This window comes from Paraburkholderia ribeironis (assembly GCF_900019265.1).
Taxonomy (GTDB): Bacteria; Pseudomonadota; Gammaproteobacteria; order Burkholderiales; family Burkholderiaceae; genus Paraburkholderia; species Paraburkholderia ribeironis.
This window is the reverse complement of sequence record NZ_CYGX02000009.1, coordinates 45,094-64,952: the sequence shown is the minus strand read 5'-3', so window position 1 is coordinate 64,952 and position 19,859 is coordinate 45,094. Positions and strand designations below refer to the sequence as shown.

At 63.8% G+C, this 19,859-nt stretch carries 18 protein-coding genes; 7 read left to right on the top strand and 11 right to left on the bottom strand.

Features of this window, described 5'->3' with window-relative positions; all coding sequences use genetic code 11:
• Window positions 1-13: 13 nt before the first annotated feature.
• Window positions 14-655 (bottom strand): TetR/AcrR family transcriptional regulator, encoded by a 642-nt coding sequence (locus BN2475_RS03980; protein WP_094778287.1) that lies wholly within the window; start codon window positions 653-655, stop codon window positions 14-16.
• Window positions 656-811: 156 nt separating this feature from the next.
• On the opposite strand from BN2475_RS03980, the gene BN2475_RS03975 reads away from it, so the two are divergent.
• Window positions 812-2,095, top strand: coding sequence for an MFS transporter (locus tag BN2475_RS03975; protein WP_094778286.1), 1,284 nt, complete (start codon window positions 812-814; stop codon window positions 2,093-2,095).
• Between the two features lie 186 nt (window positions 2,096-2,281).
• Entirely contained in the window at window positions 2,282-2,875 is a 594-nt protein-coding gene (locus BN2475_RS03970) for a nitroreductase family protein (RefSeq protein ID WP_094778285.1), read from the top strand.
• A gap of 92 nt (window positions 2,876-2,967) precedes the next feature.
• Here the strand turns inward: BN2475_RS03970 and BN2475_RS03965 are convergent, their stop codons facing one another.
• Entirely contained in the window at window positions 2,968-4,443 is a 1,476-nt protein-coding gene (locus tag BN2475_RS03965) for an MFS transporter (RefSeq protein WP_094778284.1), read from the bottom strand.
• A gap of 186 nt (window positions 4,444-4,629) precedes the next feature.
• Here BN2475_RS03965 and BN2475_RS03960 point away from each other — a divergent pair, with 186 nt between their 5' ends.
• A complete protein-coding gene (locus tag BN2475_RS03960) occupies window positions 4,630-5,880 on the top strand; it encodes an Hsp70 family protein (RefSeq protein WP_094778283.1) in 1,251 nt (416 codons plus the stop codon).
• A 114-nt stretch (window positions 5,881-5,994) separates the two neighbouring features.
• Here the strand turns inward: BN2475_RS03960 and BN2475_RS03955 are convergent, their stop codons facing one another.
• The gene (locus BN2475_RS03955; RefSeq protein WP_007180251.1) at window positions 5,995-6,198 is read right to left on the bottom strand and encodes a cold-shock protein; all 204 of its coding nucleotides are present in this window, start codon (window positions 6,196-6,198) and stop codon (window positions 5,995-5,997) included.
• 430 nt (window positions 6,199-6,628) lie between these two features.
• Between BN2475_RS03955 and BN2475_RS03950 the strand changes: the two genes are divergently transcribed.
• The gene (locus BN2475_RS03950) at window positions 6,629-8,224 is read left to right on the top strand and encodes an APC family permease (protein WP_094778282.1); all 1,596 of its coding nucleotides are present in this window, start codon (window positions 6,629-6,631) and stop codon (window positions 8,222-8,224) included.
• Between the two features lie 121 nt (window positions 8,225-8,345).
• On the opposite strand, the gene BN2475_RS03945 is transcribed toward BN2475_RS03950, so the two are convergent.
• From BN2475_RS03945 to BN2475_RS03915, 7 genes are all read right to left on the bottom strand, one after another.
• Window positions 8,346-9,131 (bottom strand): DODA-type extradiol aromatic ring-opening family dioxygenase, encoded by a 786-nt coding sequence (locus BN2475_RS03945; RefSeq protein WP_094778281.1) that lies wholly within the window; start codon window positions 9,129-9,131, stop codon window positions 8,346-8,348.
• A gap of 219 nt (window positions 9,132-9,350) precedes the next feature.
• The gene (locus tag BN2475_RS03940; protein ID WP_094778280.1) at window positions 9,351-9,950 is read right to left on the bottom strand and encodes a UbiX family flavin prenyltransferase; all 600 of its coding nucleotides are present in this window, start codon (window positions 9,948-9,950) and stop codon (window positions 9,351-9,353) included.
• 44 nt (window positions 9,951-9,994) lie between these two features.
• The gene (grxD, locus tag BN2475_RS03935; RefSeq protein ID WP_094778279.1) at window positions 9,995-10,306 is read right to left on the bottom strand and encodes a Grx4 family monothiol glutaredoxin; all 312 of its coding nucleotides are present in this window, start codon (window positions 10,304-10,306) and stop codon (window positions 9,995-9,997) included.
• Window positions 10,307-10,483: 177 nt separating this feature from the next.
• Window positions 10,484-11,347 carry a peptide chain release factor N(5)-glutamine methyltransferase gene (gene prmC / locus BN2475_RS03930; RefSeq protein WP_094778278.1) on the bottom strand — a complete coding sequence of 288 codons (864 nt, stop codon included), beginning with the start codon at window positions 11,345-11,347 and terminating at the stop codon, window positions 10,484-10,486.
• A gap of 19 nt (window positions 11,348-11,366) precedes the next feature.
• A complete protein-coding gene (gene prfA / locus BN2475_RS03925; protein ID WP_094778277.1) occupies window positions 11,367-12,449 on the bottom strand; it encodes a peptide chain release factor 1 in 1,083 nt (360 codons plus the stop codon).
• Between the two features lie 122 nt (window positions 12,450-12,571).
• Window positions 12,572-13,858, bottom strand: a complete 1,287-nt coding sequence (hemA, locus tag BN2475_RS03920; RefSeq protein WP_094778276.1) for a glutamyl-tRNA reductase — start codon at window positions 13,856-13,858, stop codon at window positions 12,572-12,574.
• Between the two features lie 63 nt (window positions 13,859-13,921).
• Window positions 13,922-14,632 (bottom strand): response regulator transcription factor, encoded by a 711-nt coding sequence (locus BN2475_RS03915; RefSeq protein WP_094778275.1) that lies wholly within the window; start codon window positions 14,630-14,632, stop codon window positions 13,922-13,924.
• 204 nt (window positions 14,633-14,836) lie between these two features.
• On the opposite strand from BN2475_RS03915, the gene BN2475_RS03910 reads away from it, so the two are divergent.
• Genes BN2475_RS03910 through BN2475_RS03900 form a run of 3 tightly spaced genes read left to right on the top strand, consistent with a single transcriptional unit; the run spans window position 14,837 to window position 17,580 of the window.
• Window positions 14,837-15,091 carry a hypothetical protein gene (locus BN2475_RS03910; protein ID WP_094778274.1) on the top strand — a complete coding sequence of 85 codons (255 nt, stop codon included), beginning with the start codon at window positions 14,837-14,839 and terminating at the stop codon, window positions 15,089-15,091.
• Between the two features lie 19 nt (window positions 15,092-15,110).
• On the top strand, window positions 15,111-16,925 hold the full coding sequence (locus BN2475_RS03905) for an aminopeptidase P family protein (protein ID WP_094778273.1): 1,815 nt from the start codon (window positions 15,111-15,113) through the stop codon (window positions 16,923-16,925).
• Window positions 16,926-16,956: 31 nt separating this feature from the next.
• On the top strand, window positions 16,957-17,580 hold the full coding sequence (locus BN2475_RS03900; RefSeq protein WP_094778272.1) for an HAD family hydrolase: 624 nt from the start codon (window positions 16,957-16,959) through the stop codon (window positions 17,578-17,580).
• Between the two features lie 365 nt (window positions 17,581-17,945).
• Here BN2475_RS03900 and ettA read toward each other — a convergent pair whose 3' ends face one another.
• The gene (gene ettA / locus BN2475_RS03895; protein ID WP_094778271.1) at window positions 17,946-19,613 is read right to left on the bottom strand and encodes an energy-dependent translational throttle protein EttA; all 1,668 of its coding nucleotides are present in this window, start codon (window positions 19,611-19,613) and stop codon (window positions 17,946-17,948) included.
• Window positions 19,614-19,859 lie beyond the last annotated feature (246 nt).

Genomic DNA, 19,859 nt, shown 5'->3' with positions numbered 1-19,859 from the left:
GTAGCAATCAGGCTCAAGCAGCCCCTCTTTGCCGACACGCGGCGGCGATCAACTGCGCGGCGACCTTCGGCGCGGCCAGAATCGGCCCGCATCCCGGGCCGTAAGTCTGGCTGGCCGCATATACGCCCTCGATCAGCAAACCGAGCGCATTGGCAAGTGCCGTCGGGTCGTCGGCGCCTGCCGCTGTCGTGAGTTCGGTGAGGCGCGCCATCAACCGCTGCTTGTTGCGGAATACGAATTGTCGCGCTGGATGCGCGGTGTCAGGAAACTCCACCGACACGTTCACGAAAGGACAGCCACGATAGTCGTCGATCGACGCGCGCACCGCGAGGTCGTCGAAATACTGTTGAAGCTGGCGTGCCGGCTCGCCCGGATATTTGGCGAAGCTTTTCTCGACGTAACCGAAGAACTGCTCATCCTTTTGCTCGAGATAAGCCATCACCAATTCATCCTTCGACGAAAACTGGCGATACAGACTCATCTTGTTCACGCCCGCGCGTTCGACCACCGCGTCGACGCCGACCGTTCGCACCCCTTCGCGATAGAACAGCTCAGCGGCGGCGCGCAACAGATTCTGCTGCGCCTGCGCGCCGGCCGTCTGCGCGCTGCGCACACGCTTTGCACCTGACGGGTTGAGGGTTTCGCTGCCGGACATGATGGTCACCTGAATTCAATTGACGCCTTGACATGTTACCGACCAGTAACTAAGATCGCAACACCATTGTGACTGATCAGTCACTAGTCATTTACCGAAGCCGTAACAATGCGAGCGACGTGCCTTGTGCGGGCTGAAGCGTCGACTGGAGAACCGATGAACTGGGCAGCGAGACTGATTGGCGGACGTTTCCATTATGGCTGGTTGACCGTCGCGGTGGTGTTTCTGGTATTGCTGGCGGCGGCCGGCACGCGCGCCACGCCGAGCGTCATGATGGTGCCGCTCGAGCATCAATTCGGCTGGAGCCGCGCGACGATCTCACTCGCGATTTCCGTGAACATCGCGCTCTATGGCCTGATGGGACCGTTCGCGGCGGCGGCGATGCAGCGCTTCGGCATCCGTCCCACGCTGCTGGTTGCGCTTGGCACGATGGCTGCGGGCGTCGGGCTGTCGTCGCTGATGACGCAGCCGTGGCAGATGGTGTTGGTCTGGGGCGTGATGGTCGGCGGCGCGACGGGTGTCGCGGCGCTGTCGCTGTCGGCGACCGTGGTGACACGCTGGTTCACGACGCGTCGCGGCTTCGTGATGGGCATTCTCACGGCCAGTTCGGCCACTGGCCAGCTGGTATTCCTGCCGATGCTCGCGGCGATCGCCGAGCATTACGGTTGGCGTCAGGTCGTCTGGGTCGTCGCGCTCGCGGCCGCGGTCGTGATTCCGCTGGTCGCCTTTCTGCTGCCCGAGCGCCCGGCCGACATGCAGTTGCGCCCGTACGGCGAGCCGCACGACGCGCCCGTCGCCAGCACCGTGACCCGCCAGAATCCGCTTGCGATTGCGTTCGGCACGCTGGCGACGGCGAGCAAGACCCGCGACTTCTGGCTGCTGTTCTTCAGCTTTTTCATCTGCGGCGCGAGCACCAACGGCTATGTCGGCACGCATCTGATCGCGATGTGCGGCGACTACGGTATGAACGAGGTGCAGGGCGCGTCCCTGCTCGCCGCGATGGGCATCTTCGATCTGTTCGGCACGACGCTGTCGGGCTGGCTGTCGGACCGCTTCAATAGCCGCGTGCTGCTGTTCTGGTATTACGGTCTGCGCGGCCTGTCGCTAATGTATCTGCCGCACGCTTTCGGCATCGACTTCTTCGGTCTGCCGCTGTTCGCGGTGTTCTACGGGCTCGACTGGATCGCCACCGTTCCGCCGACCGTGCGTCTGGCGACGGATGTGTACGGCAAGGAATCCGCGCCGGTGGTGTTCGGCTGGGTGGTCGCGGGCCATCAGCTCGGCGCGGCGTTTGCGGCGCTCGGTGCGGGCATGCTGCGCGCGAGCCTCGGCACCTACACGGTGGCATCGATGATTTCGGGTGGTCTGTGCCTCGTCGCCGCGCTGATCGTGTTGCGCATCAATCGGCCCGAGAAGGTGCCGCAGCCGCAGACTGTGTGATGCTTCTCAGCACTTACGGCAGGCCGCAATAAGCGACGGCCCCGGGTTCAGTGACCCGGGGCCGTTTCCTTTTGCAGCCAGCGTGCAAACGAACCGCTCGCTTGTTGGAGCGCCTGCGCCGAAGCACGGGTATGCTATGTGGCCGCGGGCAGCCCGCCCGTTCATAAATTCGACCGAGAGACGCGCATGACCCACAAACCCGCCCCTACTGAAGTTGCCATTCACGAACTGATTGCCGGCCGCTGGAGCCCGCGCGCCTATTCGAGCGAGCCGGTGAGCCGCGAGCATCTGCGTGCCGTGCTCGAGGCGGCGCGCTGGGCGCCGTCGTCCTATAACGCGCAGCCGTGGCGTTTCGTCGTATTCGATCGCAGCGTCGATGAAATCACGTTCAAGCAGGCGTTCGCGACGCTGGTGCCGTTCAACCAGGGCTGGAATGCACGCGCGCCGGTGCTGATCGCCGTGACCGCACACACGCTGACCAGCAAGGGTGAAGTGAACCGCTGCGCGCCGTACGATGCGGGCGCCGCGGCGATGGCGCTAGTGTTGCAGGCGCATGCGCTCGGGCTTGCCGCGCACCAGATGAGCGGGTTCGACGTGAACGCGTTCCGTAGGGCATTTGCGCTGCCGGACGACGTCGAAGTGATTGCGATCATTTCGCTCGGCCACTATGGCGAGGTCGACAAGCTGGATCCAGTGCTGCGCGAGCGCGAGAAATCGGTGCGCCAGCGTTTGCCGCTCGCCGATATCGCATACGGCGGCGGCTGGAAAAAAGCGTTCTGAGCGGCTCGCGGCGCCCGCTGCCCGTAACACGCAAAAAAGCGGGGAAAAACCAGGAAAAAACGCGCGGCCCGCTGCCTGCACCGCGCATTTTTTTATTCCGCGTCGTCCAGGACGCTCGATAGCGGCCTCGCCACGTGCTCGAGCGGTTTGCGCTCCGCATCCACGCCCCAGATCGCCGCGACCACGGCCGCCCCGAACATCAGCGCCGAGCCCACCAGATAGCCCGAAAACACTTCGCTGCGCTGATGCGTGTCGATCAGCCGGCCGAAGAACGCCGGCCCGACGATACCGCCAAGCGCGGTGCCGAATGCGTAGAAGACGGCAATCGCCAGCGCGCGGATTTCGAGCGGAAACGACTCACTGACCGTCAGGTACGCCGAACTGGCCGCCGCCGACGCGAAGAAGAAAATCACCATCCACGAAATCGTCTGGGTGACGACGGTGAGCAGTTGCTGCTCGAACAGGTAGCCGCTCAGTGTCAGCAGGACCGCGGACATACAGTAAGTCCCGGCGATCATCTTGCGCCTGCCAATCACGTCGAAGAAGCGGCCGAGCACCAGCGGTCCGAGAAAGTTACCAAGCGCGAAGGGCAGCAGATACCAGCCGATGTGATCGCCCGGCACCTGATAGAAATCGGTGAGCACGAGCGCATAGGTGAAGAAAATCGCGTTGTAGAAGAAGGCCTGCGCGGTCATCAGCGTGAGGCCGACTAGCGAGCGACGCCGGTGCGCGTTGAAGAGCGTGTGGAATACCTCGCGCAGCGGCGTGTGTCGGCGGGCGCGCAACCGGAGTTGCGTGAGGTTGTCGTCGGACAGGGCGTGGCCTTCGTTGCGAAAGCGCGTCTCGATTCCTTCGACGATCGAGCGCGCGTGGTGCTCGTGGCCGTGTGTCAGCAGCCAGCGCGGGCTTTCGGGCAGCCAGATGCGCATCGGCAAAATCCCCAGCGCCAGCACTGCGCCGATGAAGAAGCATGCGCGCCAACCCCAGTCGGTCGGCAGCAGCTGCGGGTCCAGCAGCACTAGCGAGCCGGCTGCGCCGAGCGCCGCGCCGACCCAGAAGGTGCCGTTGATGCCAAGATCGGTCCAGCCGCGCACACGAGCCGGTGTGAACTCCTGGATCGTCGAATTGATCGCCGTGTATTCGCCGCCGATGCCCGCGCCGGTCAGGAAACGAAACAGCAGGAAGCTGGCCAGATTCCACGACAGCGCGGTCGCCGCGGTGGCGGCGAGATAAATGGCGAGCGTGATGAAAAACAGCTTGCGGCGCCCCAGCCGGTCGGTCAGCCAGCCGAAACCGAGCGCACCGAGCACTGCGCCGGCGATATACGCGCTGCCCGCAAGACCCACGTCGGCGTTGGAAAAGCGCAACGACGGGCTGGACTTCAACGCGCTCGCGACGGCGCCCGCCAGCGTCACTTCCAGACCGTCGAGCAGCCATGTCACGCCCAGTGCCACGACGATCAGCGAATGAAAGCGGCCCCACGGCAGGCGGTCGAGCCGCGAGGGCAGGTCCGTTTCGAACAGGGTGGCGTTTTTTTCGTGGACGGCGGTAGTTGGCGGCGCGCTCATTGCTGAAAGTCTCCTGATCTCGAAATTTGTCGGCGTATCCTGTGCGAAAAAGCAATCTTCGTTCCGTCGAGTGCCATTCGGCGATGTCGCGGCCGTCCCGATAGCGCGAGTTGAGCCAATTGAGCTTTCGTGATACAAAGCCGCTCCCCCTTCTGTCCGCGCCAGCCGTGAGCGGCGATTCCTGCCATGAACTATTGCGCGATTGACTTTGGTACTTCCAACTCGGCCGTGGCCGTTCCCGACGGCGCTCTGCTGAAGCTCGCCCCCGTCGAGGGCGCTTATACGACGCTGCCGACTTCCGTCTTCTTCAATACCGACGAAGACACGCGCGAATTCGGCCGGGCGGCGCTGGCGGCTTACATCGACGGCTTCGACGGCCGCCTGATGCGTTCAATGAAAAGCATTCTCGGCTCGCCGCTCGCCGAGAACACCACCGATCTGGGCGACGGCTCCGCGATCAAGTACACGGATGTCATCGCCATTTTCGTCGATCACCTGAAGCGCGCGGCCGAAAAAAGCGCCGGTGGCGCGATCGAGCGCGCCGTGTTGGGCCGCCCGGTGTTTTTCGTCGACGACGACCCGCGCGCCGATCGGATGGCGCAGCAGCAATTGGAAGCCGCCGCGCGATCGGTTGGTCTGCGGGACATTCACTTTCAGTATGAGCCGATCGCGGCCGCGTTCGACTACGAATCGCATCTGACAGAAGAAGGACTCGTGCTGGTGGCCGACATCGGCGGCGGTACGTCGGACTTTTCGCTGGTGCGGGTGGGGCCGGACAGGATGAAGCGCGTCGAGCGCAAGGATGACGTGCTGGCTCACCATGGGGTGCACGTCGCGGGCACGGATTTCGACCGCCGCGTAGAACTGTCGACGATCATGCGCGAACTTGGCTATCAGACGCTCGATCCAGAGGGGCGTGAGATCCCGAACCGGATCTATTTCGATCTGGCGACCTGGCATCTGATCAACACCGTCTATGCGCCGAAGCGCGTCAGCGAACTCGCGCTGATGCGGCACCTGTTTACCGATGTCAAGCACCACGACCGTCTGATGCGCGTGGTGGAGCGGCGTCTCGGGCACGCGCTGGCGGCGCATGCGGAAGAGGCGAAGATCGGCGTGGCGGCGGGCGGCGAGACCGTGATCGATCTCGACGAAGTGGAAGACGACCTGCGCCTCGCGTTCGATGAAGCTCAGCTCATCGAGGCGGGTCAGGATGAAACGCAGCGCATCGTGCAGGCGGCACGCGACACGGTGCAGTTGGCCGGTGTCGCTGCGCGCAACGTCGGTGCGATTTACTTTACCGGCGGCTCGACCGGTCTGGCGTTTCTATCCGGCGCCCTTGCGGCTGCATTTCCGGATGCCAAAGCGGTATTCGGCGATCGTCTCGCCAGCGTTGCAACGGGACTCGGCATTCACGCCCGGCGTCTGTTCGGATAACCAATCAATTAATCGGCCGCATATTGCGAAGATAATCGACCTATTCAGTTGTTATGCAAATAAAAAAACCCCGCCGAGGCGGGGTTTTTTTGCGTCCAGAAGGAAGCGAGTTGCTTACACCGGCTTGATGTTAGCAGCTTGCTTGCCCTTCGGGCCCGTCTTCACTTCAAACGTAACCTTTTGGTTTTCTTGCAGCGTCTTGAAGCCTTCCGTGCGGATTTCCGAGAAATGCGCGAACAGATCTTCGCCACCGCCGTCCGGCGTGATGAAGCCAAAGCCCTTTGCGTCATTGAACCACTTGACGGTACCGGTTTCCATATTACTTATTCCTAAAAATGGTAAATAAGGCCGAAGCCCAGAGAGTGCATGAAAATCAAGGAAGGGGTAATGGGACCAACCGGAGTACCGTTGATGGGCGAACTACGAAAGACCAATTCACTCGCCACTTGAAATCCTGCCCGAACGTTATACGGCGATTTCGCTCGAAGGTCAACACCTGCGTCAAATCTTTACGAGTTTTTGGCTCGAATGTGCAATTTTTGCTTACAAAGCTTGCCATTCACCAGAAGTTTTTGCTAGGGATAACCCTTGGTTTCGCTGCAGCCGGACGGTGCAACCGTTAAACTACGCGCCGCGCGTCCGGTTGCACTCAAGCAGGGCAACCGCCGCGCATGCATGCGCGTCACCCGTCTCCAACGCCACAAGCGATGTCACGCGGTGCCGACGTGGTTTTGATTTAGGAGAAGATGTGAAAAGTTCTATACAACGGAACATTGGGCCGTTCGCGCTGTTGCTGACCGGCCTCGGCTCGATCATCGGATCGGGCTGGCTGTTCGGCGCGTGGAAGGCCGCAAAAATCGCCGGTCCGGCCGCTATCTGCGCATGGATCATCGGCGCGGTCGTGATTCTCGCGATTGCATTGACCTACGCTGAGCTGGGCGCGATGTTCCCGGAATCCGGCGGGATGGTGCGGTATGCGCGCTATTCGCACGGTGCGCTGGTGGGCTTCATCAGCGCGTGGGCCAACTGGATCGCGATCGTTTCGGTGATTCCGATCGAAGCGGAGGCATCCATTCAATACATGAGCACGTGGCCCTACCCATGGGCGCATGCGCTGTTCGTCGACGGATCATTGACCACCAACGGGCTATTGCTGTCCGCCGTGCTGGTGATCATTTACTTCCTGTTGAACTACTGGGGCGTGAAGCTGTTCGCACGCGCCAATTCGGCGATCACGATCTTCAAGTTCCTGATCCCCGGCGCGACGATCATCGGCTTGATGGCGACGGGCTTCCATAGGGAGAACTTCGGCGAAGTGAGTACGTTCGCGCCGTACGGCTGGTCTTCGGTGCTGACGGCGGTGGCCACGAGCGGCATCGTGTTCGCATTCAACGGTTTCCAGAGCCCGGTCAACCTCGCCGGTGAAGCGCGCAATCCGGCCAGGAGCGTGCCGTTCGCGGTGATCGGTTCGATCCTGCTCGCGCTGGTGATCTACGTGCTGCTGCAGATCGCGTATATCGGCGCGGTGAATCCGAGCGACGTGATGAAAGGCTGGAGCCACTTCAACTTCGCTTCGCCGTTCGCGGAACTGGCGATCGCGCTGAATCTGAACTGGCTGGCGATCCTGTTGTATGTCGACGCATTTGTCAGCCCGAGCGGCACCGGTACGACCTATATGGCGACCACCACCCGCATGATCTACGCGATGGAGCGTAACAACACGATGCCGAAGATGTTCGGCAACGTGCACCCGTTCTATGGCGTGCCGCGCCAGGCGATGTGGTTCAACCTGCTGGTGTCGTTCATTTTCCTGTTCTTCTTCCGCGGCTGGAGTGCGCTGGCGGCGGTGATCTCGGTCGCGACCGTGATCTCGTACCTGACCGGTCCGATCAGCCTGATGGCCTTGCGCCGCGCGGCGACGGATCTGGAGCGGCCGCTGAACATCGGCGGCATGAAGGTGATCGCGCCGTTCGCGTTCGTGTGCGCGTCGTTGATCCTGTACTGGGCCAGGTGGCCGCTCACCGGCGAAATCATTCTGCTGATGGTTGTCGCATTGCCGGTGTACTTCTACTTCCAGGCGAAGTCGGGCTTCGCCGGCTGGGGCCGCGATCTGAAGGCGGCGTGGTGGATGGTCGCCTACCTGCCGATCATGGCGCTTCTGTCGCTGATCGGCAGCAAGCAGTTTGGCGGCTACGGCATCCTGCCGTACGGGTGGGACATGCTGGTGGTGATCGCGTTCTCGCTGGTGTTCTATTACTGGGGCGTGAATAGCGGCTACCGCTCTGAGTACCTGGACGAGCGCGAGGTCCACGACGAAGTGCTCGAAGGCATCGGCGTGCATTAAGCGCGCGCTGAGTTTCAACCGGATCACGCGTGGTCCGGAATAAAAGAAAGCCCGCCTGATTGCTCAGGCGGGCTTTTTGTTGATGGCCAGGTGTTGGGTGGGGCCGCGTGTCAGCGCGGAATCAGGCGGTGCCGAATACGTAGTTGGTCATCGCGAGCGAGCGCTGGTACGTCCCGAGCGACTGGACGGCCAGCGAATAATCGTCGTCCGCCGCGCCCAAGGCGGCGAATACGGGCAGCAGATGCTCGTCGGTCGGGTGCATCAGCACCGCGTGCGGGGCCTGCCGGCGGTAATCGAGCAGCGCGTCGATGTCATGCGCGGCGAGCCGGGCCTCGAACCAGTCGGTGAATTCGGCGACACGCGGATCGGCGTCTTCCGGGCGCGCCGAGAAATCGGCGGCGCGCAGGTTGTGCGTGATCTGGCCGGAGCCGATCACCATCACGCCTTCGTCCTGCAGCGAGCGCAGCGCGCGGCCGACGCGGAAGTGATGCGCGGCGTCCTTGTGCGGCTGGATCGACAGCTGCGCGACCGGCACGTCGGCATGGGGGAACATCAGCAGCAACGGCACCCACGCGCCGTGATCGAGCCCGTGCGGCTCGACATCCGCGACGATGCCGCTGTGCGCGAGCAGCGCGGCGGCGCGGCGCGCGACATCGGGCGCGCCCGGAGCAGGGTACTGGATTTCATACAACTGGCGCGGAAAGCCATAAAAATCGTGGATGGTTTCCGGCGCCGTGGCGATGCTCGCGATCGGCTGCGCGGTGCCCCAGTGGGCCGACAGCATCAGCACGGCTTGCGGACGCGGCAGCTGTGCGCTGAGCGCGCCGAATTCCGCGGACGGCATCGATGGATCGATCGGCAGCGTGGGCGCGCCGTGGGACAGGAAAAGCGAAGGCAGACGATTCATGGCAGCAGCGCCGCCGCAAGGGCGCGGCGAAATAGGTTGGGTTGGTATCAATATAGGTCCGCACTTCCATTTGATAAACGGGCGGAAACGGAATTGATTGTGTCGCTGCTGTTATTAATTGAGCGTGTATTCGGGGATAGAAACTTCGCGGATAGAAACGCATAACGCGATACCGCGGCGCGTAATGCGATACCGCGACGCGTAGTGCGATACCGCGCGCTACTCCTGCGCGTCGCGCAATCCCGACCACGCGGGCGACAAAGCCGGCCCAAGCGCGAACAGATCGAGCACGCGCGCCACGGTGTGATCGACCATCTCGTCGATGGTGGCGGGTTGGTTGTAGAACGCGGGCAGCGGCGGAAAGATCACGCCACCCATTTCGGTGACGGCCGTCATATTGCGCAGATGCGCGAGGTTGAACGGCGTTTCGCGCACGAGCAGCACGAGGCGGCGGCGCTCTTTGAGCGTGACGTCGGCGGCGCGCGTGATCAGGTTGTCGGAGAAACCATGTGCGACGCTAGCGAGCGTCTTCATCGAGCAGGGGGCGATCACCATGCCGTCGGTGGCAAACGAGCCGGACGCGATGCTGGCGCCGACGTCGCGCACCGAATGGACGACATCCGCGAGCGGATGCACGTCCTCTTTGCCCAACTGAAGCTCATGCTGGATATTGAGCCAGCCGGCGCTCGAAATCAGCAAATGGCTCTCGACGCCGCCTAGTCTGCGCAACGTCTCCAGCAGTCGGATGCCGTAAATGGCGCCGCTCGCGCCGGTGATCGCGACGATCAGCCGGCGTGGCGCCGCAGCGCGTGTTTCCATGGCTCGCGGCGCCTTGGGAAGCAAAGGTTCGAACCGTGGGCCGCTCAGGCCGCGGCGAACAGTTGCTGCAGTTCGCCCGATTCGTACATTTCCATCATGATGTCCGAACCGCCGATGAATTCGCCCTTCACGTAGAGCTGCGGAATGGTCGGCCAGTTCGAGAACTGCTTGATGCCCTGGCGCACGTCGTCGTCTTCGAGCACGTTGACGGTCTTGATATCACTGACGCCACACGCCTTCAGGATCTGAATGGCGCGGCCCGAGAAGCCGCACATCGGAAACTGGGCGGTGCCCTTCATGAAGAGGACGACGTTGTTTTCGTCGACGATTTGCTTGATGCGTTGTTGCGTATCCATGACTGACCTTGCGGTTCGGTGATGTGTGGGGAATAGGCTGAAATGATAGCGGATTTCGGTACGGAAGGCCGGGGCCGCTTCGTCGGTCTTTGTCCCCGTGTTTGTCCGCTTTGGTCCGCCTATCGACGATGGGCGCGACCATGCGTCGGCCATGGGTATTCAGGCTGCGCGACCTGGCTAGCCGGCGAGTCGCCCGCCGCTGATCCGTTCGATTCCAGCGAGATCGCGTGCCGAGCGTACCTGCGCGAAACCTTGCGCGCTGAATAGCGCGCGCACGGCTTCGGCCTGATCGTAGCCGTGCTCGATCCACAAGACACCATTGCTGACGAGGCGTGCGGGCGCGCCGGCGACGATCTCCCGGATCGCGCTGAGGCCGTCGGCTTCGTCGGTAAGCGCGCCGCGCGGCTCGAAGCGCAGATCGCCTTGCGCCAGATGCGGATCGCCGCTCGCGATGTACGGCGGATTGCTGACGATCACGTCGAAGCGCAGCGTGGCGTCGAGCGAGTCGTACCAGTCACTTCGCGTCAACGCGACGGCGCCGCCCGGGCGTTTCGCATCCAGCAGGCGAGCGGCGTTGCGGGTGGCCACCGCCAGCGCTTCGGCCGAGCGATCGAGGGCCCAGACCCGCGCGTCGGGCCGCATCGACGCAATTGCCACCGCAATCGCGCCGGTGCCCGTACCGAGATCGAGCACGCGCGGCCGCGAGATGTGTTCCAGTGTCGCCAGAGCGGTTTCCACCAGCAATTCGGTTTCGGGCCGCGGAATCAGCACGTGCGGCGTGACTTCGAAATCCAGCCCGAAAAACTCCCGCGCGCCGACCAGTTGCGCCACCGGCTCCCCCGCGATGCGCCGCGCTTCCAGCGCCTGATAACGCTCGACGCTGGTTCGTTCGAGCGGTTCATCGCCGCGTGTGATCAACTGCGTGTGTCGCCAGCCGAGTACATGCGTGAGCAGAATCCGCGCTTCGAGCAGCGGCAGCGGCGACGCGCGCAACAGCGCGGCGGGCGTGGTTGGCGTGGTGGGCGTAGGAATGGCCGGCATGGCGGGTGTTATCGGCGCGTCAGTCCGCGTCGCCCAGCGAAGCGAGCAACTCGGCCTGATGCTCGCTGACGAGCGCCGCGATCAGTTCGTCGAGATCGCCGTCCATGATTGCGTCCAGGCGATACAGCGTCAGGTTGATCCGGTGATCGGTCAGGCGCCCTTGCGGGAAGTTGTAGGTGCGGATGCGCTCCGAACGGTCGCCCGAGCCGATCAGGTTCTTGCGCGTGGCGGCTTCCTTCGCCTGCTGCTCGTGCGACTGCTTGTCCTTGATGCGCGCGGCGAGCACCTTCAGCGCGCGATCCTTGTTCTTGTGCTGCGACCTGTCGTCCTGACATTCGACGACGATGCCGGTCGGCAGGTGCGTGACCCGCACCGCGGAGTCTGTCTTATTGATGTGCTGGCCGCCCGCGCCGGACGCGCGGAATGTGTCGATGCGCAGATCGGCCGGATTGATTTCGACTTCGCCGATTTCGTCCGCTTCCGGCATCACCGCGACCGTGCAGGCCGACGTGTGAATGCGCCCTTGGGTTTCGGTCGCCGGCACGCGCTGCACGCGATGTCCGCCGGACTCGAACTTGAGCTTCGAATACGCGGCTTCGCCGGCGATCCGCACGATCACTTCCTTGTAGCCGCCGAGATCCGACTCGCTCGCGGACATCATTTCGACCTGCCAGCGATTGCGCTCGGCAAAGCGCAGGTACATGCGCAGCAGGTCGCCCGCGAACAGCGCGGACTCGTCGCCGCCCGTCCCAGCGCGGATTTCGACGAAAATGTTGCGGTCGTCGTTCGGGTCTTTCGGCAGCAGCATTTTCTGCAACTCGGCGCCGAGCGTGTCCATGCGCTCACGCGCCGCGCGGATTTCCTCTTCCGCGAAATCGCGCATCGACGCATCCGCCAGCAGTTCCTGCGCGGTATCCGCGTCGGTCATCGCCTGACGCCATAGCGCGTAATGCTCGACCACCGGCCCAAGCTCCGCATGCTCGCGCGTGAGCTTGCGGTATTGATCGAGATTCGAGGTGATGTCCTCGCGGCTCAACAGGTCGTTCAGTTCGGCCAGCCGGGTGGTGAGCTGGTCGAGCTTGCGTTGCATGCTCGTTTTCATCGGACGGGTATCGGAGCGGGCTCCGGCAAGGACGGCAACTAGGGGATGGGCGGCTGCCCAGGTCAGAAGCGCGGCGTGGGCCACTTGCGAGTGGCGCGGACCGCGCGGCGCTGGCGACGCCGCTAACGCTCGGTGGAACCGGAGTGTTTGTAGAAACCGCTCATCAGTTCGATGAGCGTGTCACGATTCTCGCTGCTCGCGCGATTGAGCGCGTGCGTCGGACCGTGGATCAGCTTGTTGGTGAGCGCCTGCGACAGCGCGTCGAGTACAGCGGCCGGGTCGTCGCCGCGCGCCAGCATTTTCTGCGCGCGTTCGAGTTCAGCGCGCCGCAGCACGTCGGCCTGCGTATGCATGTGGCGGATGACCGGAACGATGCTGCGCGTGTCGAGCCATTGCATGAAATTCTGCACGCGCGTTTCGATGATCGTTTCGGCCTGCGCGACCGCGGCTTGCCGTGACGCGTTGCCTTCGCGCACGATCGCGCCGAGGTCGTCGACGGTGTACAGGAAGACGTCTTCGAGCTGGCCGGCTTCTGGCTCGATATCGCGCGGCACCGCCAGATCGACCATGAAAATCGGCCGGTGACGGCGTGCTCTCACGGCCCGCTCGACCGCGCCCAGACCGATGATCGGCAGCGTGGAAGCGGTGCACGACACGATGATGTCGAATTCATGCATCCGCGCCGGCAGTTCCGACAGTGGAATGGCCCGGCCGTTGAAGCGCTCGGCGAGCCGCGAGCCGCGCTCGGCCGTGCGGTTGGCGACCACGAGTTCACGCGGCTGCTGCGCGGCGAAGTGCGTCGCGCACAACTCGATCATTTCGCCCGCGCCGATGAACAGCACGCGCTGGTTCGAGACCTTGTCGAAAATCCGCTGGGCGAGCCGAACTGCGGCCGCCGCCATCGAAACCGACTGCGCGCCGATTTCGGTGGTGCTGCGCACTTCCTTGGCGACGGCGAAGGTGCGCTGGAACAACTGGTTCAGATAGGTGCCGAGCGCACCGGCTTCGGACGCGGTACGCACCGCATCCTTCATTTGCCCGACGATTTGCGTTTCGCCCAGCACCATCGAATCGAGCCCGGACGCGACGCGAAACGCATGGCGCACGGCTTCCGACTGCGGCAGCGCATAGACGTGCGGCGCGAGTTCGTCGATGGGCAGATTGTGGTACCTCGAAAACCACTGGATCGCGGCTTCGCGTGCGGCGTGCTCGTCGGTGACGCAGTAGAGTTCGGTGCGGTTGCAGGTGGACAGGATCGCTGCTTCCGGCGCGGTGCGGGCCGTACGGACAGGCCAGACGCTTTTGAACGTGTCCAGTGCAGGCTTGATCTGTTCGAGCGGAAACGCCACGCGTTCGCGCAAGGCGACAGGCGCGGTGTGGTGATTGATTCCGATCGTTAGAAGCTGCATTTGGGGGAGCTATGGTTTAGCGCAATATTATAGCGTTTCCACGATTCTCACATCCTGCACGCGTTACCCGGTTTGCACGGCGGCTTCCTGCGGGATCGCGTCGAGCTGGTAGCCGTAGCCGTACACCGGTGTCAGGCAGTAGCCCAGTTCGGGGCGCAGCTGCAGTTTGCTGCGCACGCGCGAAACGTGGGTGCCGATGGTACGCGACCTTACGTCGCGGCGACGGGCCCAGACGGTCTCGAGAATATGTGCGCGCGATACCGGGCGCGCCAGATTGTTGAACAGCAGCAGGGCGAGGCGGAATTCCTTGGGCGTGAGGATCACGGTCACATCGCGGAAGCTGACCGCGAAGTGAGCCGCGTCGAATGCATAGCCGCCGATCACATCGTGCCGCCGGTTGGCCGGCCGCCGCAGGCCCGCGCGGCGCACCAGCGCTTCGACCCGGGCCAGCATTTCAGGACCGCGGACCGGTTTGCTCAGGCAGTCGTCGGCACCGGCATGAAGTGCAGCGACGATCTGGCTTTCGCGCGGCGCGGACATCATCACGATGACCGGCAAGCCTGGCAGGATTGCACGGGCGTGCGGGATCACGTCTTCGGCGGGATGATCGCCGGCCCAGCCGGCGGTGATCAGAAGATCGAAGAACTCGTCCACGGCCTGCTGCAGGAACGGGGCGCTGGTGGTGAAGTGCCGGCACACATGTCCGCCGGCGAAGATCAGCCGGTCGACCAGTTTGGCGTGTCGCACGTCCGGCTCGATGAGGGCGATTCGCATGGAGCGGTTTCAGCCTGGCAACGACCGGGAAACGGGTTCTTTCGTGAGGCCTGCAGCTTGCCTAACACTACCCCGGCCCCTAAACTCAACCGCTATGCGGAAAGCGCCGTGCTGAACTTCTTTAGTTAATGAGGCAAAAATGCTAGCTGTCTTGGTCCTTTGCGCCTATAAGACGAATCCTAAAATGCGCGGGACCGACTGCTGATGGGGTGGCCCGGTATCATCGTGTTGGGTGCGGCGATTGGTTTCGCGGGCTGGTGGCTGCATCCGCTGTGCCGTTCGAGCCGCGTCCGCTGGTGGTGGGCGTTGCTGACCGGCGTGCTCGGCGCGACTGTTGCGCGCATGGCCGGCAATGTAACCGGTCTCTTTCATGATGGCGAAATGCTCGAGTGGCCCGTATGCACGGCCGTCGCGTTGGTCGTCGTCGCCGTGACGGTCGGCTTGCTTTCCCGTCGATGAATCTTTGCAGGTGACTCCAATGAATGTCCGACTCCCCGAAACTTCCTCCATTCCCGAACGGCTCGCGAGCTTGCGCAACGCGATGGCCCGCGAAGGCGTCGCCGCCTGTCTTGTGCCGTCCGCGGACCCGCATCTGTCCGAGTATCTGCCGGGACGCTGGCAAGGCCGGCAGTGGCTGTCCGGTTTTACCGGTTCGGCCGGCACGCTGGTCGTGACTGCAGACTTCGCGGGTCTCTGGACGGACAGCCGCTATTGGGAGCAGGCCAATGCGCAACTGGCCGGCACCGGCGTGCAATTGATGAAGATGACCGGCGGGCAGCAGACCGCGCCGCATGTCGAGTGGCTCGCGCAGCACGTGGCGCGGGGCGGCACCGTCGGTGTGGACGGCGCCGTGCTCGGCGTGGCGGCGGCGCGCGCATTGAGCGAGGCGCTCAGGGTGCGCGGCGTGCAATTGCGCACTGACGTCGATCTGATCGAAGCGATCTGGCCGCAGCGTCCGTCGCTGCCGGAGGCGGTCGTGTTCGAACACGCCGCGCCGCATGCGAGCGTCGCTCGCGCGGACAAGCTGGCGCAGATTCGTCGCGCGATGGCGGACATCGGCGCGCAATGGCACTTCGTCTCCACGCTCGACGACCTCGCGTGGCTCCTGAACCTGCGCGGCGCCGACGTCAGCTACAACCCGGTGTTCGTCGCACACGCGCTGATCGGTGTCGATCACGTGTCGCTCTTCGTCGCCGACGGCAAGGTGCCGCAAGCGCTGACCGATGCGCTGGCGCGCGACGGCATCCGCGTCGAGCCGTACGCGAAGGCGGCGGACGCGCTCGCCGCGCTGCCCGCCGGCAGCACGCTGCTGATCGACCCGCGCCGCGTCACCTATGGCCTGCTGCAATCGGTGCCGTCGACGGTCAAGGTGGTCGAGGCCGTCAACCCGTCGACGTTCCTCAAGTCGTGCAAGACCGCGGCTGAAGCCGCGCATGTGCGCGACACGATGGAACAGGACGGCGCGGCGCTGGCCGAATTCTTCGCGTGGTTCGAAAGCGCGCTGGGCCGCGAGACGATCACCGAGCTGACCATCGACGAACGCCTGACGGCAGCCCGTGCGCGCCGTCCGGGTTTCGTCTCGCTGAGCTTCGCAACGATTGCGGGTTTCAACGCGAACGGCGCGATGCCGCACTACCGCGCGACGGAGGAATCGCATTCGGTGATCGAGGGCAACGGTCTGCTGCTGATCGATTCCGGTGCGCAGTACGTGAGCGGCACGACCGACATCACGCGGGTCGTGCCGATCGGCACTCCCAGCGACGCCCAGCGGCGCGATTTCACGACCGTGCTCAAGGGCATGATCGCTTTGTCGCGCGCACAATTTCCGCGTGGCATCCGTTCGCCGATGCTCGACGCGATCGCCCGCGCGCCGATCTGGGAAGCCGGCGCCGATTACGGCCACGGCACCGGTCACGGGGTGGGCTACTTCCTGAACGTGCATGAAGGCCCGCAGGTGATCTCGCACTACGCGCCGGCCGAACCGTGGACCGCGATGGAAGAAGGCATGATCACGTCGAACGAGCCGGGCCTTTACCGGCCGGGCAAGTGGGGCGTGCGGATCGAGAATCTCGTGCTGAACGTCCCCGCCGGGAAAACGGAGTTCGGCGACTTCCTCAAGTTCGAAACGTTGACGCTGTGCCCGATCGACACCCGCTGTCTCGACCTTTCCCTGTTGCGCGACGACGAGCGCGCGTGGCTCAACGCGTATCACGAGACGGTGCGCACGCGCCTGTCGCCGCACGTGTCAGGCGACGCGAAGGCGTGGCTGGAGTTGCGCACGCAAGCCATCTGAGTGCGGCAAGCACTTTGCTAACGGAGAGCGCATGGCTATCAAGGCAGTCGTGTTCGATTTCGGCGGTGTGCTGATCGATTGGAGTCCTGAGTATCTGTATCGCGAGCTGATCCCCGACGAAGGCGAGCGCCGCTGGTTTCTGACGCACGTCTGCTCGATGGACTGGGTGGTCCGTCAGGACGGGGGCCAGCCGATCGTCGAGGCCACCGATGAACTGGTCGCGAAGTTTCCCGAGCACGCGGCGCTGATCCGCGCGTTCTACGAGCGCTGGCACGAGATGGTGGCTGGCGTGCTGGAAGACGGTGTCGCGATCATGGAAAAGCTCGAAGCCGCCGACGTGCCGCTCTTCGGGCTGACCAACTGGTCGGCGGAAACCTTTCCGTACGCGTGGGAGCATTACCCGGTGTTGCGGCGGTTTCGCGACATCGTCGTGTCGGGACAGGTGAAACTGGTAAAGCCCGACCCGGCGATCTTCGCGGCGATGCTTCAGCGAATCGAAGCGCAAATGCCGGGCATCCAGCCGGCCGAACTCGTCTTCATCGACGACAACCCGAAGAACGCGCAAGCCGCCACCGCGCTTGGCTGGCAGGGCGTGCATCACACTGGCGCCGCGCAGACCGAAGCGAAGCTGCGCGAGTTGGGGCTGCCGGTCTGAGCGCGAGTCCGATCTAACGGCGTGCGGGGCGTTAGCTGTTTATAGCCGCGCATAGCCATTCGTGCGACGCCGCTGCGTGGTTCGCGCCAGCGTTTGGCCGGATGGCCCAGACCTCTCGGACCGTTTCGAGCCTACTGCTTGTGCCTTACTGGCCACGCTGTCGCCACAGCGCGACCACAGCGCGACCACAGACCACAGCGTGACCACCACAGCATGACCACAGACCACAGCGTGACCCCAGTGCGACCACAGCGCGACCACCTCGCACCCACTGCGTGTCCGCTGCGCCAATGCAAGGCAAGCGACCGCATCGACAGTCACCCGCGCGGCCACCGGCCCACCCGGCAAGCCGCGGGACTTCGCACTTACCGCGTGATCGGCTTATAGCGCAGACGCTTCGGACGCGCACCCTCTTCACCGAGACGCGTGCGTTTGTCCGCTTCGTATTCCTGGTAGTTGCCGTCGAAGAACGTGACTTGCGAATCGCCTTCGAACGCCAGGATGTGCGTCGCGATCCGGTCGAGGAACCAGCGATCGTGCGAGATCACCAGCACCGAACCCGCGAACTCGAGCAGGGCGTCTTCGAGCGCGCGCAGCGTTTCGACGTCGAGGTCGTTGGACGGTTCGTCCAGCAGCAGCACGTTGCCGCCTGCGATCAGCGTCTTGGCCAGGTGCAGCCGGCCGCGCTCGCCACCCGACAGGTTGCCGACATTCTTCTGCTGATCGCCGCCCTTGAAGTTGAAGCGGCCGATATACGCACGCGACGGCGTTTCGTACTTGCCGACCGTCAGCACGTCCGCACCGCCGGAGATTTCCTCGAACACGGTCTTCGAGCCGTCCAGCGCGTCGCGGCTCTGGTCCACGTAAGCGAGCTTGACGGTCGGGCCTTGCACGATCTCGCCCGAATCCGGCTGCTCGCGGCCGGTCAGCATGCGAAACAGCGTCGACTTGCCGGCGCCGTTCGGCCCGATGATGCCGACGATCGCGCCCGCCGGAATCTTGAAGCTCACGTTGTCCAGCAGCAGGCGGTCGCCATACGACTTGCTGACGTTCTTGAACTCGATCACTTCATTGCCGAGGCGGTCGCCGACCGGAATGAAGATTTCCTGCGTTTCGTTGCGCTTCTGATAGTCCTGGCTGTTCAGCTCCTCGAAGCGGGCGATACGCGCCTTCGACTTCGCCTGACGGCCCTTCGGGTTCTGGCGCACCCACTCCAGTTCCTTCTTGATCGCCTTCTGACGCGCCGATTCCGACGACTCTTCCTGCTTCAGGCGTTCTTCCTTCTGATCGAGCCAGCTGCTGTAGTTGCCCTTCCACGGAATGCCTTCGCCGCGGTCGAGTTCGAGAATCCACTCGGCGGCGTTATCGAGGAAGTAGCGATCGTGAGTCACGGCGACCACGGTGCCTGGGAAGCGCGTGAGGAACTGTTCGAGCCAGTCGACCGATTCCGCATCCAGGTGGTTGGTCGGCTCGTCGAGCAGCAGCATGTCCGGCTTCTCGAGCAGTAGCTTGCACAGCGCGACACGGCGTTTTTCGCCGCCCGACAGATGCTCGACCTTCGCGTCCCAGGCCGGCAGGCGCAGTGCGTCGGCGGCGATTTCGATCTGCTGCTCGGCGCTGCCGCCGTCCGAGGTGGCGAGGATCGCTTCGTACTTCGCCTGTTCGGCGGCGAGCGCGTCGAAGTCGGCATCCGGCTCGGCGTAGGCCGCGTAGATTTCGTCGAGCTTCTTGTGCGCGTTGAACACGTCGCCGAGACCTTCTTCGACCGCTTCACGCACCGTCTTTTGCGGATCGAGCTGCGGTTCCTGCGGCAGATAGCCGATGTTCAGGTTCGGCATCGGCGTGGCTTCGCCTTCGATGTCCTTGTCCACACCAGCCATGATGCGGATCAGCGTCGACTTGCCCGAGCCGTTCAGGCCGAGCAGGCCGATCTTCGCGCCAGGGAAAAACGATAGCGAGATGTTCTTGAGGATTTGACGCTTGGGCGGCACGATCTTGCCGACCCGGTTCATGGTGAAGACGTATTGGGCCATTTGCTTGCTATAGACGTTGACGACGCCGGCCGCGCGGGGGGCGGGCGATCGTGGTGGATGGGTAGTCGGTGTTGGGGCCAGGCGGAGCGCCTGGCGCCGGCCGGCGCGGCATCGAGTTTAACGATGCACCGCACGCGGGCGGTTGGTTCAGGTGGCATTGTACTTCGGGGCGGGGGTGGGCGGCAGAGGGAGTCGGTTCGCGCGCCGGCCGATGCGTCTTCAAAGCCAGGCCGCCACGCCTGCGTG